This is a genomic window from Paenibacillus bouchesdurhonensis (assembly GCF_900155685.1).
GTDB lineage: Bacteria > Bacillota > Bacilli > Paenibacillales > Paenibacillaceae > Fontibacillus > Fontibacillus bouchesdurhonensis.
The window spans coordinates 21,464-38,282 of the sequence record NZ_LT732547.1 but is presented as its reverse complement, the minus strand read 5'-3'; the positions used below and the strand labels follow the sequence as shown (position 1 = coordinate 38,282).

The 16,819-nt window shown below is 45.2% G+C and carries 17 protein-coding genes, 1 pseudogene and 2 riboswitches; of the genes and pseudogenes, 9 read left to right on the top strand and 9 right to left on the bottom strand.

Annotation, left to right across the window (positions count from 1 at the left end):
• Positions 1–148: 148 nt before the first annotated feature.
• Positions 149–673 carry a YwhD family protein gene (locus CZ379_RS00305; RefSeq protein ID WP_110929778.1) on the bottom strand — a complete coding sequence of 175 codons (525 nt, stop codon included), beginning with the start codon at positions 671–673 and terminating at the stop codon, positions 149–151.
• Positions 674–867: 194 nt separating this feature from the next.
• Here CZ379_RS00305 and CZ379_RS00300 point away from each other — a divergent pair, with 194 nt between their 5' ends.
• From CZ379_RS00300 to CZ379_RS00275, 6 genes are all read left to right on the top strand, one after another.
• Positions 868–2,859, top strand: a complete 1,992-nt coding sequence (locus CZ379_RS00300; RefSeq protein ID WP_110929777.1) for a M1 family metallopeptidase — start codon at positions 868–870, stop codon at positions 2,857–2,859.
• Between the two features lie 250 nt (positions 2,860–3,109).
• Positions 3,110–3,931 (top strand): hypothetical protein, encoded by an 822-nt coding sequence (locus CZ379_RS00295; protein ID WP_110929776.1) that lies wholly within the window; start codon positions 3,110–3,112, stop codon positions 3,929–3,931.
• A gap of 220 nt (positions 3,932–4,151) precedes the next feature.
• A riboswitch (cyclic di-AMP (ydaO/yuaA leader) is annotated at positions 4,152–4,289 on the top strand.
• Positions 4,290–4,294: 5 nt separating this feature from the next.
• Positions 4,295–4,786 carry a C40 family peptidase gene (locus tag CZ379_RS00290; RefSeq protein ID WP_110929775.1) on the top strand — a complete coding sequence of 164 codons (492 nt, stop codon included), beginning with the start codon at positions 4,295–4,297 and terminating at the stop codon, positions 4,784–4,786.
• A gap of 197 nt (positions 4,787–4,983) precedes the next feature.
• Positions 4,984–5,122: riboswitch (cyclic di-AMP (ydaO/yuaA leader) on the top strand.
• A 4-nt stretch (positions 5,123–5,126) separates the two neighbouring features.
• Positions 5,127–5,603, top strand: coding sequence for a C40 family peptidase (locus tag CZ379_RS00285; RefSeq protein WP_110929774.1), 477 nt, complete (start codon positions 5,127–5,129; stop codon positions 5,601–5,603).
• A 338-nt stretch (positions 5,604–5,941) separates the two neighbouring features.
• Positions 5,942–6,439, top strand: coding sequence for a GNAT family N-acetyltransferase (locus tag CZ379_RS00280; protein ID WP_110929773.1), 498 nt, complete (start codon positions 5,942–5,944; stop codon positions 6,437–6,439).
• Between the two features lie 242 nt (positions 6,440–6,681).
• Positions 6,682–7,041 carry a c-type cytochrome gene (locus CZ379_RS00275; protein WP_110929772.1) on the top strand — a complete coding sequence of 120 codons (360 nt, stop codon included), beginning with the start codon at positions 6,682–6,684 and terminating at the stop codon, positions 7,039–7,041.
• A gap of 91 nt (positions 7,042–7,132) precedes the next feature.
• Here CZ379_RS00275 and CZ379_RS00270 read toward each other — a convergent pair whose 3' ends face one another.
• On the bottom strand, positions 7,133–7,432 hold the full coding sequence (locus CZ379_RS00270) for a 4a-hydroxytetrahydrobiopterin dehydratase (protein WP_110929771.1): 300 nt from the start codon (positions 7,430–7,432) through the stop codon (positions 7,133–7,135).
• Between the two features lie 229 nt (positions 7,433–7,661).
• A complete protein-coding gene (locus tag CZ379_RS00265; protein ID WP_110929770.1) occupies positions 7,662–7,955 on the bottom strand; it encodes a hypothetical protein in 294 nt (97 codons plus the stop codon).
• Positions 7,956–8,146: 191 nt separating this feature from the next.
• On the opposite strand from CZ379_RS00265, the gene motA reads away from it, so the two are divergent.
• Both motA and motB read left to right on the top strand, forming a co-directional pair.
• Positions 8,147–8,950, top strand: coding sequence for a flagellar motor stator protein MotA (gene motA / locus CZ379_RS00260; protein ID WP_110929769.1), 804 nt, complete (start codon positions 8,147–8,149; stop codon positions 8,948–8,950).
• On the top strand, positions 8,934–9,743 hold the full coding sequence (gene motB / locus CZ379_RS00255) for a flagellar motor protein MotB (protein WP_110929768.1): 810 nt from the start codon (positions 8,934–8,936) through the stop codon (positions 9,741–9,743). Before motA ends, motB begins: the two co-directional genes overlap by 17 nt.
• Before the next feature lie 88 nt (positions 9,744–9,831).
• Here the strand turns inward: motB and CZ379_RS00250 are convergent, their stop codons facing one another.
• Both CZ379_RS00250 and CZ379_RS00245 read right to left on the bottom strand, forming a co-directional pair.
• Entirely contained in the window at positions 9,832–10,536 is a 705-nt protein-coding gene (locus CZ379_RS00250) for a pseudouridine synthase (protein ID WP_110929767.1), read from the bottom strand.
• A 66-nt stretch (positions 10,537–10,602) separates the two neighbouring features.
• Positions 10,603–12,483, bottom strand: a complete 1,881-nt coding sequence (locus tag CZ379_RS00245; protein WP_110929766.1) for an ATP-binding protein — start codon at positions 12,481–12,483, stop codon at positions 10,603–10,605.
• A gap of 342 nt (positions 12,484–12,825) precedes the next feature.
• On the opposite strand from CZ379_RS00245, the gene tadA reads away from it, so the two are divergent.
• Positions 12,826–13,317, top strand: a complete 492-nt coding sequence (gene tadA / locus CZ379_RS00240) for a tRNA adenosine(34) deaminase TadA (RefSeq protein ID WP_110929765.1) — start codon at positions 12,826–12,828, stop codon at positions 13,315–13,317.
• An 81-nt stretch (positions 13,318–13,398) separates the two neighbouring features.
• Here tadA and CZ379_RS00235 read toward each other — a convergent pair whose 3' ends face one another.
• The 4 genes and pseudogenes from CZ379_RS00235 to CZ379_RS00220 form a co-directional block, all read right to left on the bottom strand.
• A complete protein-coding gene (locus tag CZ379_RS00235) occupies positions 13,399–14,466 on the bottom strand; it encodes a DUF6612 family protein (RefSeq protein WP_110929764.1) in 1,068 nt (355 codons plus the stop codon).
• Between the two features lie 384 nt (positions 14,467–14,850).
• Positions 14,851–15,000 carry a small acid-soluble spore protein P gene (locus CZ379_RS00230; protein ID WP_110929763.1) on the bottom strand — a complete coding sequence of 50 codons (150 nt, stop codon included), beginning with the start codon at positions 14,998–15,000 and terminating at the stop codon, positions 14,851–14,853.
• 903 nt (positions 15,001–15,903) lie between these two features.
• A pseudogene (locus CZ379_RS27100) lies at positions 15,904–15,999 on the bottom strand (GMP synthase (glutamine-hydrolyzing)); the annotation flags it as partial.
• A gap of 111 nt (positions 16,000–16,110) precedes the next feature.
• Complete coding sequence (locus tag CZ379_RS00220) at positions 16,111–16,716, bottom strand: hypothetical protein (RefSeq protein WP_110929762.1); 606 nt, start codon at positions 16,714–16,716, stop codon at positions 16,111–16,113.
• Positions 16,717–16,819: the final 103 nt, after the last annotated feature.

Below are 16,819 nucleotides of genomic sequence, written 5' to 3'. Positions count from 1 at the left end.
CGCTAGAAAACATAAGCACACGTTTGGCTGGAGATATTTCCTCCAAGCCACCGTGTGCTTTATTATTAATGTCCTCATATATAAAACAGCGATCATCGCCTTTGCTTCACGATGGATCGCTGTTTTTGATTCTAATTTCGCTTCTATATTAAGACTCCAAAGCCGCCTTCAGCTCTGGCGAGGATTTCTCCCACCATTCCTCGTTCGTTTCGATTAGCAGCTTCTTAAGGACTGCTTTCTCTGTTGCCCCTAGTCCATCCAGGATCACCTTGCGCTTAAGGGCATAATCCATTTTGTTTACGTGATCGGCAAGTATTTTCCAACCGCGTCGAGCCTCTGTATCGATCCACATTTCGCATGCGGTCATTCCGCCGTAGAACTGTCCTGCTTCCGGCGTACGGTCTACAGCTACCCAGACGATCCATACCTGGCGACCATTAGGGACATCCTCCCGGTTCGTCGAGAATTTGATCCCTTTCTCTACCTTGCTCTTAGCATGCATGGCACCGATATCAATGTATGCTTCATCTCCATCGATAATTACGGGTGACATGCTGTTTAAATCGATAGAGCCTGCACCGAACCCCTTATGCTTGCTCTTATCATCATTACTAATAATATTCAAGGCAAATATCTTCTTACCTGTCTTCTGCGAAGTATCTTTATTATCCATAATTCCCTCCACCTGGCTTGAAGCGATCGCTGTCATAGCTGAGAGCTGATGCCCAAGGCAATTTTTGCATGATATATTCCCATTAGAAACGGCTTGTTCATCCGACGTATACATTAATTTTATTTTAGCTAATAATCTCTCAAATGCAAACATATACATGCTGTAGATGCTTGTCAACAGGAGGTATCCATGGAATGACCCGTCGAACTTTTATCGTTAGTACTTCTATTCTTACCCTGTGTCTTTTAGGCGGTTCCATCATGTACATGCTTCTCAGAGGCCACCAAATCGTTCCCTCATTCGCCTCCCAGCCGCAAGGCAAGCCCGTCGTAACAAAGGTTCCTTCTCCCTTGCCTGCAGAGAGCATCCAGCAGCCGACGGCAGAAATACTTAGCAACCGGGTTACAGAATACCATATTGACGTCAAGCTGAATGAGGTAGAGAGAACGCTGACCGGCACCCAGACACTATCCTGGACCCATCCCGGCAAAAAAACGCTGAACGAGCTGTATTTTCACCTATATCCCAATGCCTTCGCTTCCCCAGAAACTACATTTATGAAGGAATCCGGCGGCCGCCTGCGCGGCGACGCCATGCCAAAAGATGGCTGGGGCTCCATAGAGCTGAACGATATCCGGACGATGGACGGCATTTCCCTACTGCACCGCGTTCAATACGTCCAGCCAGATGATGGCAATGTCAATGACAGAACGCTGGCTAAAGTGCGGCTGCCGATGTCGATCCAAGGCGGCGAGACCATTACACTCAAGCTTGATTTCACCGTAAAGCTGCCCAAAATATTCGCGCGGATGGGCACTGCTAATGACTTTGTAATGGCCGGCCAATGGTTCCCCAAACTATCCGTGTATGAGCCTGCCTTTCGAAGAGGACGAAGTGCAGAGGGGTGGAATTTGCACCAGTATCATGGAAACTCGGAGTTCTATTCGGACTTCGGCATATACAGCGTAAATATTGACGTGCCTAGTGAATATACCGTAGCGGCTACAGGGTTCCCTACCAAGCAGGCAGTACAGCAGGGCGAGCGTAAAATCGTCCAGTACTATGCTGACGACGTGCATGATTTCGCCTGGGCTGCTTCGCCCAACTTCGTTTACGCAGAAGAGCCCTTTTCATCGACGGAGGTTCCCGGGGTGCGTATTAAGCTGTATTTAGATCCAGCCCATGAAGATTTGAAGGATCGCTATTTTTACGCCGCCAAGGTTGCTCTATCCAACTTCAGCAAGTGGTATGGCAAGTACCCTTACTCTACTTTATCGATCGTTGTCCCTCCGGCTGACGGCAACGGTGCAGGAGGGATGGAATATCCGACACTAATTACAGCATTCGGCGCGACCAGTGACTCTCCGGGCTATGACGAGCTAGAACGAACCGTAATCCATGAGATCGGGCATCAGTTTTTCTATGGGATGGTGGCCAATAATGAATTTGAAGAAGCCTGGCTGGACGAAGCCTTTACCTCCTATGCCGAAGACCGCTTGATGGATCAAGAGTTTGGAATCACCATCAGCCTGCCCATCCAATCTGCATTCATTCATAATCCTCAGCCGTTGACGCAGCCCTCTTGGGAATTCGGCAACGCGGATACCTATGCCAAAAATGTCTATCACCGCGGTAAGCTCGTTCTTCTTGATATTGAACGGCAAATCGGCAGCAAAGCTATGAACCGCACCATGTCTCTCTATGCCCACAAATATCGGTTCAAGCATCCTACCACGGCAGACTTTCAACGGGTGCTGGAGCAAACAACGGGACGCTCTTGGAAAACGTATTTTAATCAATATGTATATGACGGAAAAATGGCGGACTATGCCATAGAGAACATCACTACCCTGGAAATCCGGGAAAACAATGAGGTACTTTACGAATCCATTGTAGATATCCGGCGGAAAGGCGGAACCCATCCGAAGGTACCTATTCTCTTCACCTTCCAAGACGGCCACACGGTTCGAAAGGTATGGAACGGAGAGAAGGAGAAGGAGAAATTAATGCTGCGCTATAAAGAACCCCTTGCTTGGGCCATGATCGATCCGGACTATACATTGGTGCTGGAAAACAAGCATATCAACAATTACTTCAAAGCTAACCTCGATGAGAAGATCAGTACACGATCCAATGTCAGCATGACGAAGCTGATAGAAATACTGACCGGTTCTTTCTTGTGGTAAGTTTTGTTCGATGCTTATTCAGAGCAGTACTGCTCACAAAACTAGGCTTAGGCTTCCGAAGTAAGTTTTGTTCGATGCTTATTCAGAGCAGTACTGCTCACAAAACTAGGCTTAGGCTTCCGGAGTAAGTTTTGTTCGATGCTTATTCAGAGCAGTACTGCTCACAAAACTAGGCTTAGGCTTCCGGAGTAAGTTTTGTTCGATGCTTATTCAGAGTAGTACTGCTCACAAAACTTTTAGGAGGGATACCATGCCCTATATACGCAATGGGTGGAGCAGCGTCAAAAGACAGTTCCCCTCCGTCATCATTCTGTTTCTGTATCAATTGCTGTGGGGTGTCTTTCTATATCGACTGGTCAATACGGCTGTTGTTCAAGTGCTGCATCGCTTCCCAGATCCTCACCCCCATGAGCTAAGCCGAATTTTGTTTATGATTGAAGGACAGAGCAGATTCTGGCAAACTCCCGAAGTTCACCATTACATATGGATCCTAATCGGCATGGTCATACTTCGACTGCTATTAACCCCTTTGATCCACGCCGGCATATTATATGGATTGCTTCCTGCGGAGGAAAGGGCGGCCGGCCTTCCCCTATTCCGGGGCATGCAGAAATTCTGGAAGCCCGTAACTCTATTCTATTTTCTGGAGCTTATCTTGATTCTGATTCCAACCGTGTTGTTGCTGCCCAAAGTATACGCACCTTTGTCCATCCTTCTCCAAGGGGGCAGCCAAATTTCGGTTTTTCTAATCTCCATGACTTATATCATTGGCTGGCTCGGCTACAGCTGGTTTATACGCCAAACCTTGCTTTTCCTGCAATTCGGTTACTTGTTCAAGGGCAAAGCCTGGCCATCCTTGATTGTTTGCTGGAAGCATCTTACAGCCGGTCTTGGAATCTCCATCGTTCTCGCAGTCTCTTGCTCTATACTATTTATACTATTCGGCACGATATCCTGGATCATGACCGGTCTGTTGGCTCTGATCCTGCAGCAGGCATATCCATTCTTCCGCACCGTTTTCAAAATATGGAAAATATCCTCGCAATATAGCCTATGGCAACAAAAAAGTTAAAATTTCTTCATCTCTTTGGCTCCCTAGAGCCACAAGGCCTCCGCGCTTTTGCGGAGGTCTTATTCTATGCTTGCTATATAATTCTCGCAATTTAACCATTGCCAAATGATGCCTGCCTTGTTACAATAACAGCAGAACTTTTTAAGTAACAGATTTGTAATCATTTCTGTCATAATTCTTAAGATGCATGACAGCATTGTCGAATATGTTAAACCTGGTGTTAAAATTACAGCCGAATTCCCTTCACCGGGGAAACGGGGGAACCATTTTGGGTGAATTGATCTCGCTTCAGAGGGATCATAGGGAACCTTCAAACCGAATCCTTAAGCTAACCTCGTAGGCATTGGAAGGAGCATAACTTCTTTGAAGAAAAAGTTGGCCGTAGTAGCTGTGAGTTTTTCCATTCTATTCTCATTAGGAGCTGGGAGCGCTTTCGCAGACTCCAAGCTGGACAGTACCATTCAGTCGGCTCTGGGTACGAAATATGTTTCCGGCGGTACGACAACGGATGGCTTTGATTGTTCTGGATTTACTTCTTATGTATTCAAGAGTCTCGATATTAAGCTTCCGCGTACATCGGGATCCCAATATAATATGGGAACAGCCGTTAAGAAGGACGATCTCAAACCAGGAGATCTCGTATTCTTCAACACTTCCGGCAAGGGTGTATCCCATGTTGGCGTTATGGTTGACGGTGAGAGCTTTGCCCACGCTTCGACCAAGAAAGGCGTAATCATCAGCAAATTGAGCGAAGACTATTATGTCAAACGCTATGTCGGTGCCAAACGCATCATGAGCACAGATAAATATGAAGCTGTTGCCGTAGATAGCGAAGATCACGATGATGTAGAATAATACGTCCAAAAGACCTGTAGAGATTCCTTCAAGAATCCACCTGCAGGTTTTTTTATTCCCTAAATTACCGGATAACTTTACCAGTGCCCAATCTCGGGACTAAACTTGCAAAAGATGGCCGCTTTTGTTAGAATAACCAAAGTAATAAGTAACAAACTTGTAATTATTATTGTAAGTCGTTTCGTTTCGGGTGCATACAACTTGAGAAGCCGAATTCCCGGCACCCGGGAAACGGGGGAACCATCTATGGGTGAATTGATCTCGCTTCAGAAGAGATGATAGGGAACCTTCAACCGAATCCTTAAGCTAACCTCGCAGGCCTTGGAAGGAGTAATACAACTTGAGAAAGACTTTGACAGCAGCGGCGACGAGCTTAGCCATTCTCTTCACATTGGGAACAGCAAGCGCATACGCGGACTCAGACACGACATTGAACAAGGCGGTTAATGCAGTCTACGGCACACCTTACAAGCTCGGAGGAACGACGACAAACGGTTTCGATTGCTCCGGATTCACAAGTTACGTCTTCAAGAAGATGGGTGTTAAGCTGCCTCGTGTATCGTCAGCCCAGTACAAGCAGGGTACACCTGTTGCGAAGAATCAACTGAAAGAAGGAGATCTCGTATTTTTTAATACGACCGGCAAAGGAGTATCTCATGTGGGCGTTTATATCGGCGACGGGAAGTTCGCTCATGCCTCTTCTTCCAAAGGGATTCGTACCGACAAACTAAGTAATAGCTACTACAAGAAACGTTATGTCGGTGCGAAGCGGATTTTGAGCAAATACGGTTATTCTACCCATGCCGCACAATCCTAATATTTCTTTTGAATTTAAGTCTACTACTTCTTTGATTTGCCGCGACGATTCCTGCCAGAATTGTGGCGGCTTTTTTCTTGCTCTTTATTCGTTATACCCTATTAACGAAACTCCAAGGGAAAAAGTTGCGTCATACGACCTTAGCACTATTTTCCTTTCTCTACGATAAATCGTTTTCACTAAAATTAGATAAACATCCCGCATAAATCGCACTACTCCTAAAAACATCACCATTAGAGCCTTTACAATAAAATAAAATCCCGTTACAGTGGTGGTAAAAAGATCGCGCCGGAAAAGTTCCATGGCACGGCATTCTCATTTGTACAAGGAGGCGCAAGATGGATAAACGAGATATTCAGTTTCAGATCGTTCCTATGGAAGAGCAACACGGGGAAGCAATCAGTACTTGGCGCTACGACTCCCCCTATGATATCTATAGCTGGCTGCCTTGGGAACAAATGAAAGCTCTTGATGTTGAATTCGGCAATCCGGTATTGCGGGCCGAGCAATATGTATCCGTGCTGGACGAGCAAGGAAATCTGGCTGGATTTGCCCAATATTTCCCGATGGAGAACGTAACGAGACTCGGAATCGGGATGAGACCCGATTTATGCGGACATGGACTGGGTAAGTCGTTTGTATTGACGATTGTCAAAGAGGGGCAGCGGCGCGCACCGTCCAACGTAATTGATCTTGAAGTGCTTACCTGGAATACGCGGGCTATTCGAGCCTATCAGAAATCAGGCTTCGTGATTACCGATCTGTACGAGAAAATGACTCCTGGTGCTATATCTAAACCCTATTACTGTATGGTATATCGTGGCGAACGATTATAGACAGGCTTCAAGGAGTCTGAGAGCGCCTGTAAGGCGTTCTCGGGTAATTATGGGTGATGGAACGTTGTTGTTCAGAAGACGCTTATACGCCCCTTTCTAGCGCGCTATGAGAATGCTCATATATATTGTGAAATTTGGGCAATTATATGCGGAATTCGTTGCTTTTTTTGTCACAAATGCTATGATCAAATAGCATGTTCCGTTATAATAATAAGGTAGCTTACATAGGAGGGACGATTGGAATGCAAAAGTGGGTTATGAGCGGGCTATTCTTTGTCGCGTGTGCGCTGGCTCTCGTGCTTCTGTTTACTTTGCCTGGTAAAGAACAGGTCGCACAAGAGAATAAGACGCAAATGCCTGAAGTCACATTGAATGCAGAGCAAGCGGAAACCGTCGTCAAAGCAAACTGCATTAGCTGTCACGGGGATCAATTGGAGGGCTTAGCGGGACCTAATCTGCAAAATATCGGTGCCACCATGTCCACTGAACAGCTTTACAAGGTGATTTCGAAGGGTAAAGGCTCCATGATGCCTGGCTTCAAAGATAAGCTCCAAGACGAGGAAATTGCGAACGTCGCACTTTGGCTTGCCGAGAAAAAATAATTATGCACAATAAAGACACGCCCACCAGAAACGTAGCGTTCCCGGTGGGCGTGTCCCGTATTCGGCCAAGATACCTTGGTTCCCCCTTGCGTTATTCGGAAGAACTCATCTTTTCAAAGGCCTCATTGTATTGCTCGGCTTCCTTAATGTCGATGGCCGTGATCCCACCTGCTTCCCATGATGTCAAACGAAGCGTAACCGTCTTGTAATCGATCGTAATAAAAGGATGATGGTTAAAGGCCTCAGAGATCGCCGCAACCTCGTCTACAAAGGCTATGCCCTTCATAAACTCAGAGAACGTGTATTTGCGAACGATCCAGCGTCCCTCTTCCAATTCCCATCCTTCTAACTTTTCTAAATGCGCCTCAACTTCTTGTGGTGTAAACGGCATGTTCTTTCCTCCCTGTTCTTTTTCAAGAACCCCAAAGACTATGTAGTACGTCCCTTGTACCTTTAAATGCACGAAGCTTTATTGGTAAGTTTTAATTATACTTTTTGATTATTGTTATTCCCCATGTACTTCATTCATGCATAATGCCAAGAGCTATAATTTAGATATTCCTAATCTCATATTTTACCACGGCCCAAGGCACATGCAAAATCTTTTATACGCAACTCCCTTAAATCAGCTTGACCGAGGTTAACTCCTCTTCCCCAACTAACACATTGATACGGTGGGCTTCCGGGTCATATATCACGACTGCGCTTCCCACGGTAATTACCGGCTCGGAGCCCAGTCCGAAGAATAGATCCTCAGCCAATGCCTCCAGAACCTCGTGCCTCTCCTCCTTCGACAGCCCCTCCCATTCGGCAGGCTCCATCTCAAAGAAAACATAGCAATCCGGTATACGGCCAACAGCCTCCGTAAAATCCGCCAAAATATATTCATATTCCCTTCCGTGCTTTACTCCCACGGGCGATTCGCTCCCTTCACGACTCCTAAAATAGGCCATTGTCTTATTATAAACGAAAATACCACTTAAAAAAAAATGGATTTCTGTCGATAAAAAATATAACCGTTTATTTATTGAGGGTTCCTGTCTTTTCGCAAGGATGCTTAAAGGCAAAAGCACGGTTTCAATTTATCTCAAGGACGAGGTGTATAATGGAAATTTCATCACTCATCGGTATTATTCTCGGTTTAGTCGCCGTAGTTCTGGGGATGTTCCTTAAAGGAGCTCCAATCGTCAACCTAGTTAACAACCCGGCGGCGTACGTCATTATTTTGGTGGGAACCGCAGCGAGCCTTTTCTTAGGCTTCCCTTCCTCAGAATTGAAGAAGATTCCAAAATTGTTCAAGAAGTTATTCGTCAAGCAAAAAATGATCAGCAAGGCAGAGCTCATCTCGCTCTTTATGGAATGGGCTACGGTTACCCGGCGTGAGGGGCTCCTGGCGCTCGAATCCAAGGTCGAAGAGATTGATGACGATTTTCTGCGCAACGGTATGCGCATGATCATTGATGGCAATGACCAGGAGTTTGTCAGCGATGTCCTTTCAGAAGATATTGCGGCTACCGAAGAACGGCATCGCGCGGGTGCGCTCATTTTCTCCCAAGCCGGGATGTACGCTCCTACCCTCGGGGTACTTGGAGCCGTTATCGGGCTGATCGCTGCCCTTGCGGATATGTCCGATATGGATTCCTTGGCGCATGCTATTGCGGCGGCCTTCGTAGCGACTCTGCTCGGTATTTTCACGGGTTATGTTCTATGGCACCCCATCGCGAATAAGCTAAAACGTCTTTCCAAACAGGAAATTGAAATCCGCCTAATGATGGTGGAAGGGCTGTTGTCCATCCAATCTGGTGTCTCAACGATTGCCATCCAACAAAAACTGGCTGTATTTCTGACTCCATCGGAGCGCGCCGGTCTATTAGACAAGGTAGGTGAATCCGGTGAGCAAAAAGACTAGGCAGGAGCCCCACGAGGAGCATGCCGACGAATCCTGGCTAATACCCTACGCGGATCTTATGACGCTTCTGCTGGCTCTATTTATAGTTCTGTATGGCATGAGCGCTACCGATGCTAAGAAGTTCGAAGAAATGAGCGAAGCATTCAGCGGCGTCCTTACCGGCGGTATTGGCATACTCGATCAGAACTCGCTCAACAGCAATTCCAAGAACTTTAATAGCGATAATCTAATACCTAAAGATTCATCAGAAGGCTTAATGAGAAAAAACGAGCTTATGCGCCGAGAGCAAGAGAATCTCGAAGGTCTCAAGAAGCGTCTGGATGATTACATTAAAGAGAACGGACTCACAACGCAGCTTGATACGCAGCTTAATCACTCTCGACTCATGATTACGATTAGCGATAATGCCCTATTCGCCTCAGGTGATGCGGAAGTGAAGACGGAAGCCCGCAAGCTGGCTAAAGCCATCTCTGCGATGCTGGAACAATTCCCGGATTACGAGGTTGTTGTCTCTGGGCATACAGACAATATCCCGATCTCGACAAGCCAATTCCCTTCGAACTGGGATTTAAGTTCCGGACGAGCCTTGAACTTCATGAAGATTCTCCTGCTTAATGACAAGCTCGATCCGAAAAAGTTCAGCTCGACCGGCCAGGGCGAGTACCACCCCGTTGCTTCGAACAAAACAAGCGAAGGGCGCGCCAAGAACCGCCGAGTCGAAGTATCGATTATCCGTAAATACCAAGAAGAATCGAAAACGGGCATTCCGGCGATTAACACAACTTCGCAATAATCCTTATACAACGTTATTAGGAAACAATCAGGCCCTGCGGGAGGCCTGATTGTTTTTGTATTCAAGTAAGGCGATAGCCCCGATATCCTTATTGAAGATCATAATTCAGCGCTGCTCCGAGCTCCTGCTTCTCTTGCGGTGTCAATTCTCGCCAAGAACCGGTCGCTTGGTTGCCTAAATGAATATTCATAATCCGAATGCGCTGAAGTTTGCGCACTTCGTAACCAAGTGCACTGCACATCCGGCGAATTTGCCGGTTCTTCCCTTCGGTCAGAATAATTCGGAATACTCTCTCTGTAATCCGCGTCACCTGGCAAGGCCTGGTCATCGTGCCGAGGATACGCACTCCTTCACTCATAGCTTTAAGAAAAGACGGCGTTATCACCTTGTCCACCGTCACGATGTATTCCTTCTCGTGCCGCCCCTCGGATCGCAATATTTTATTAACGATATCCCCATCGCTAGTCAGCAAGATTAAGCCTTCCGAATCCTTATCAAGACGCCCGATGGGAAAGATTCGTTCCTCATGCCCTACGAAATCGACGATATTTCCTCGAATATGCTGTTCCGTTGTACTCGTGATCCCTACCGGTTTATTTAGTGCAATGTATACATGCTTGGATGTCTTCAGCGTCAGCGGCTTCCCGTTAATCCGAACATCGTCCCCCTTCTCGGCTTGACTGCCGAGGACAGCTATTTCCCCATTAATCGTTACTTGGCCGGACTCTACTAGCTTGTCCGCTTCCCGCCGGGAACAGTAACCTGTTTCACTAATAAATTTATTGATTCTCACCTTTGATGTCACCCCGTCTATGCTATCTCTTTGCTTGGACTTCTAACACATTTGTAACCTGAAAGATTATTCATCCGGCTGAGGAGCTTCCTTCTCCTGCAGACGCGGAAGCGTAATCGTGACCACCGTCCCCTTGCCGACCTCGCTCTCAATTTGAAAACAGCCCTTATGAGCCTCAATAATCCTCTGGCTGATCATCAAGCCAAGCCCCGTTCCTTTCTCCTTGTTCGTATAAAACGGCTCTCCGAGCTTCTGCATCCGTTCTTTGGGGATGCCTTCACCTTCATCGATGACGCGAATGACGGCAAGATGCGGCTCATCGGAAGACTGCATAAGTGTGATTTGCCCTCCGGAAGGCATGGCCTCCATGGCATTTTTCAGGACATTAATAAATACCTGCTTTAATTGGTTCTCTTCACAGTGTACCAGAATAGCTTCCGGCGAGAAATGAACTCTAAATTCAATGTTATGTAAGTGAGCCTCGCTATCCAATAAGGAGACGACGTCTCCAAGCGTATAACGGACATCCTTGGTTTGGAAATTTACGGCCTGCGGCTTAGCTAGAATTAAAAACTCACTCACAATCAAATTAATTCGATCCAGCTCCGAAAGCATGATGTCTGTATGGAGCGGATTAACGGCCTTGGAGCACTGTTGCATTTGCAGGAAGCCGCGCAGCGTTGTAAGCGGGTTGCGGATTTCATGGGCAACGCCTGCCGCTAATTGGCCAACCGTCGTCAACTTCTCCGATCTGCGCAGGAGCTCTTCCATCCGATTGTGCTCCGTCATATCTCTGGAGATGCAAATATAAGCGGATATTCGCCCGAACTTATCAAAGATCGGAGATTCACTAATGCTTACCTCCACCAAGCTTCCATCCTTGCGCTTACGCACGGTTTCGGACAAAATAACGGACTTCCCCTGCTCCAGCTCTCGCGTCCATTCTTCCCTATCCTGCTCTAAAAAAGACGGAATATAATCTAAGTGTTGGCCTACGATCTCCTCGGTCGTCCAACCATATAAACACTCAAACGCAGGATTTACCCTGAGGATTCTTCCCTCCAGATCAATCAAATGAATCGCATCAGCCGTCTGGCTGATAATGGACTCTAAGTATTCATTCATTGAACGAATTTCTTCATTCTTCTGCTCCAACTCGGTGGTATAATGACCAAGGCTAACAGCCATCGTATTGATCTTCTGCCCTAACAATCCAAGCTCATCCCGACGATTCACCCGCATTCTAGTCTCGAATTTCCCTGAAGAAAGTTGGTTCACTTTAATCAGAATATCCTGAATAGGCCTAATAATTTCGCCGGCCAGAATATAACTGGCAAATATGACGATTTGAAGTAAGACTAAAGAGATCGTGATCTGGCTAAACATTTGCTTGGAAATGACCGAGGAAATAGGCTCATAGCTTGAAACGATTCGTATGACATAAGGGCCTTTATTTACAGGTGAAATAGGAATAAAGCTCTCCAGCACTCTTTCCCCATTAATGGTGGCGTCCTGTAATAGACTCTCGCCCTTCTGGATAACCTCCTTGACCGCCGTTTGATCCATAGTATCATTTACATAGTTATAAGTGCCGAATAAGAGCTTGCCGCCTCCCTGGAAGGTCTCGAGGTCTATGCCCGTAATCTCAAGCAGATCTGTATTGGAGCGCAAAGTCTCCTGGGTAATCCGATCGGGACTAGTCATCTGGAGCATCCCTTCCGCCATCACTCGACTGATCTCCCCATGGTTCTGCTTCTTGATGTGCTCATTAACAGAACGACCTTGTTCGACAGCCAGTGCAATCTGACGGGCTGTCACCATCATGTTGGCTTCGCTCAGATTCCTTAAATTATCCCGGGTTGAGAAGTAACTTAAGGCGATATTTAAGGAAAGAAGAATCAATGCGAAAAACGACATAATTAGAGATAACTTTGTTTTAATAGACAAGCTTCCCCCCACCCTTTTGAGACTGTACTCTGGCTATTTTTGGAATTAATCTTCTCCTATCATCATAACTGTAACGACATGTTTTGCAAAGACGTTGATATTCCCACTCTCTTTACCTACAATAAGTAAAAATACCTATATGTGTTGTTAATAAAGGGCGTATTCAAAAAGTTATGCACAAGTTATGAACATGTCAACAATCTCAAAGTCCTTGCTGTGTATAACAATGGGGATAAAGAAGTGGTTATGCACAGACTTACCCACAACATGTTAACAACGAATATTTGTTCGTTGGACAGAGTACTTTTTTCTTACTATTTCCAAGGAGTTGAACTGTATTTTATGGATGCGTCTTATCCGTTAACCCCTCCCGCCTCCACTTATTCCGACGAATACTGGATGCATGAAGCAATCAAAGAAGCGCGCAAGGCAGAAGCAATCGGCGAGGTTCCTATCGGTGCTGTTATCGTACTTGGCGACGAAGTTATAGGAAGAGGCCATAATCTTCGCGAAAGCATTCGTGATGGTACAGCACACGCTGAAATGATTGCCATTCGGGAAGCGAGCCAAGCCTTAGACGCATGGCGTCTGCTCCATTGTCGGCTTTACGTGACCCTGGAGCCCTGTCCTATGTGTTCGGGGGCTATCGTGCAATGCCGTATCCCCCAAGTTATTTACGGCGCTCCTGATCCCAAGGCGGGCTGCGCTGGCACGCTGATAAATTTACTCCAGGAGCCCCGCTTTAACCATCGTACAGAAGTAACGGCCGGCATACTGCGAGAGGAATGCGCTTCTCTGCTAACGGAGTTCTTTCGGCGCCTGCGCAAAAAATAGCTTGTTAACATACCATAGCAAAGAGGCGTCCCAAGTTCTATCTAGACTCGGAGACGCCCCTTTGCTATGCTTAATTATTTATTAATAGCCAAATGAGTTCATTTCTTGCTCAAGTTCTTCCATCGTGATGGTATCCTGTGGAATACCGATTTCGAATTTTGGCGCTTGATTGATACCCGTGAATTTACTATTCATATGCATGGCCAGTTTTATCTTCTCCTGCGTATCCGGATCACTGAATTCTACATCCAGGTTCATCTCTTGATAAGAAGGGTAATTATCCTTGTCGATGGCGGTGTTCATAGTAAATTCATTAATTTTCAAAAATTTCTGCATTTCGTCCAAATCTTTTTGGAACTCTTCTTCATTAAGTTCTCCGAGCTCTTTCTTCGCATCCTCAATGTCCTGAGGCGTTAGCTGCAGCATTTCGCGATATTCATCCTTAGCTACAATATCAAGTGCCTTCGGAAGGGCTTCTTTGATTAGAATGGCAATCGCTTCCCTAAACGTATCATTCGTAATATAGAATTGAACGACTTGCTTCGCCTTAAAGCCTTCCGGCAAATTAAATTCTTTCGGATCAACATCCTTGATAAATTTCTCTGAATCATACTCTGCGAGGATGACATTGGCAATCTCCGCCACAAGCTTCTGAGTTTTATCGGTATCTAGCAAATCCGGATTAAAGTCCTCACCGGCGCTTTCCGCCAATTCCTTCAAATCAAACTCGAGGAATTTCCCGGTTACATTCTCCGGCAGCGGCAGGAACGGAATGCTAGGGATTTTGACATATACTTTATCCTTGGTCATCACGAATTGTAGTGTAATCGTCGTTGAGAAATCACCTGTCAGCTTGACTTCCAGCGAAGCTTCCGTCTGCATAGGATCTCTCTGGTACACTTGAGTTAAATTTATCTCAGCGTCCTTAAGCATAGAGTAGACGGCTCCCAATTCCGGAGACGATGATGCATCGAACGTAAGATCTGTTAGTTTAATCTGACTTTCTGTTACATATGAATCCATTTTCAGTGCAGTTACAGCTGCACTTTTCAGCGCTTCTTTCGGCTCCTTCTTAGTGCCGCAGCCGGATAAAATCAAGGTTACCGACATAAGTAAAATAAGTGCTGACATAAAAAACTTTCTTGACATACTAGCTCCTCTCCATCCTCACAGATGACAATATATAATATTTTTTTTACATGACCCACCTAATATATTAAACATAATGTGAAAAAATGAAACCCTCTTCCTTAAATTTCTTAATGAAATTCGCCTTTTTCTTAAGGCGTCCCACCCTTCACATCATGGATATTTCCTACAGCCAATAAAGCACTTTGATCGAAATGGCTAACGATATCTTCAAGGTTTGGCTATACGCATCACGATCCTTTCACATTAAAATTGAAAAGTAATCCACTCTCTTATTATGACATTATTTGAAGCTCATGTCCTGTATAATTAGGAATTAGAAATAAATCCCACAGCCGCTGGCTGAGGGATAGGAGATTCAAGGCTGTTCTGCTTTCTGCTCAGTTAGCCTTGAGGATTGTTATGACTTACATGATTTTGATTCTTAACCTTCTTGGAACCCGATAGGGGCTCCGGCCCCCCGCCTCTATGCTCTCTGCGCTGATTGGAATCAGGTTGGGTTCCTGGGGTCGTATAGGACTTCGGCTTACTCATGCGGCACATCCTCCTTTACTCATTCTTTGCAAATCCTTTGCTCATCATTCTTTGCTCATTCTTTGCTCATCAAGCTTAGTTCACTCAGTCGACTTAAGTTGTGAGTATTCCACTTCATTTATACCTGGTGATCCTTGGCTGGGGCTGCTGTTCTTGCGTAGTAAAGCTCCTGGCGGCATCATTTCTCGTGCTAACGCAACCTTTAAGATATAGAAATGTGGGGAGAACCAAATTCGTTGGATTCATGGCTCTACGATGACACGCAAAGCGTCTCTACAAACGTCGCGTAATCAATTTAGCTGGGTTCTATGTATTTACTTTAGTATCTCTAGGTCAACTCTAGAAAATAGATGGATTTCATGTACTTCAAACCGCTTGATCAATATAACAGCCGGTTAAACCTCATTTTAATAACACGAAATCCAGTTACTTCTACAGTCTGCGCCAGATTGCATATTTCAAATACCAGAACTCCATTTATTGTTGGGTCGGACAAGCAATCCAGCAAGGTTTATGCACCTTGGCATACTAAAAAACCGCTCTCCATTCAGAAAGCGGCTTAATTTATATAGGTGGTATGGACGAACCTCTGTGGGTTCTCAATTAATATCTGGCGGAGAGGGTGGGATTCGAACCCACGTGGGCTTGCACCCTAACGGTTTTCAAGACCGCCCCTCGTTATAAAAACCCGCCATCCCTTATGCTGACTGAGTTTATTGCACTTTATGGTTGAACCGCTACAGCGGTCTGAGTTAAACGTTTAATTTGGTCAGTGACCGTTGGATAATTTCATCTTATTATTTTCACACGTATGAGTCAACCCATAAAAACAAATTCAATCATTGCAGATCAGGGGCTACAAACTAGGTACGCCATACGGTCAGCGTGTTGTTCATTTCATTGACGAACCGAAGTTTTCTCCAGTACGTCCCACGGAATGCGCGCCCAGTCGGCGGTCATCCCGTCGATGGAAGTTACCGCACGGATACCTACCGTGTACTTCAATAGAGTAAATTACTGTTCATTATTTGAGTTATTTTATATATCAATTGTAGCTGGTAAATGTAGTGTTTTCAACAAATGATAACAAACCAGTATAAGCAACACATGTTATATTCCAACCACATTTAACTCAGCATCGTACTTCCTACCCTGCTTAAAAAAATTTGCCACCAAATGCCCTTTTGTATCAACAAAAATATATCCCCCTTTATATATTTGATTAGAATACGAGAGAAGTTCTTCGTATCTTTCAACAACTGATTCGAAAATATCCGATTTATATATTTCCAGGAATCTCCCAGTTATAATTTCGGAGGATGATTGACATGCAAACTCTAAATTTGAATCCCAAAATGTAAAGAAAACATTATTTCTAACAATCCCCGCAATCTCACCCACCTCATCAAAGACTGCCTTAAAACAAAAATAAGAAATCTTTGCCTGACTGTTCTTCTTCATTATATCTGTCAGAGTCACATACGGACGTTCAATGTATAAATATTCCCCATATTGTTCACTATAAGTAATTGTTATTGATATTCCGATTCTACCCTCTGGAAATGATTTTTTAGCTTCTCTAATTTCTTTTTCTGTTAAGAAATCATCCTCTCCAAACCAAGCGTAACCCTTTTCCAATGAATATTCTCTTATTTTGCGTACGTCTGCTAAATAAATTTCATCATTCGGTATTAAGTGTTCGCCAATATGAATCATTTTTTGCTTCCTTCCTTATCACCAATTAGGTATGTTTAAAATTGCATTGGGGATACTTCCTTATTCTTCGCCTTTTAAAAGACTTTCCCCCTTCAAAAACCAA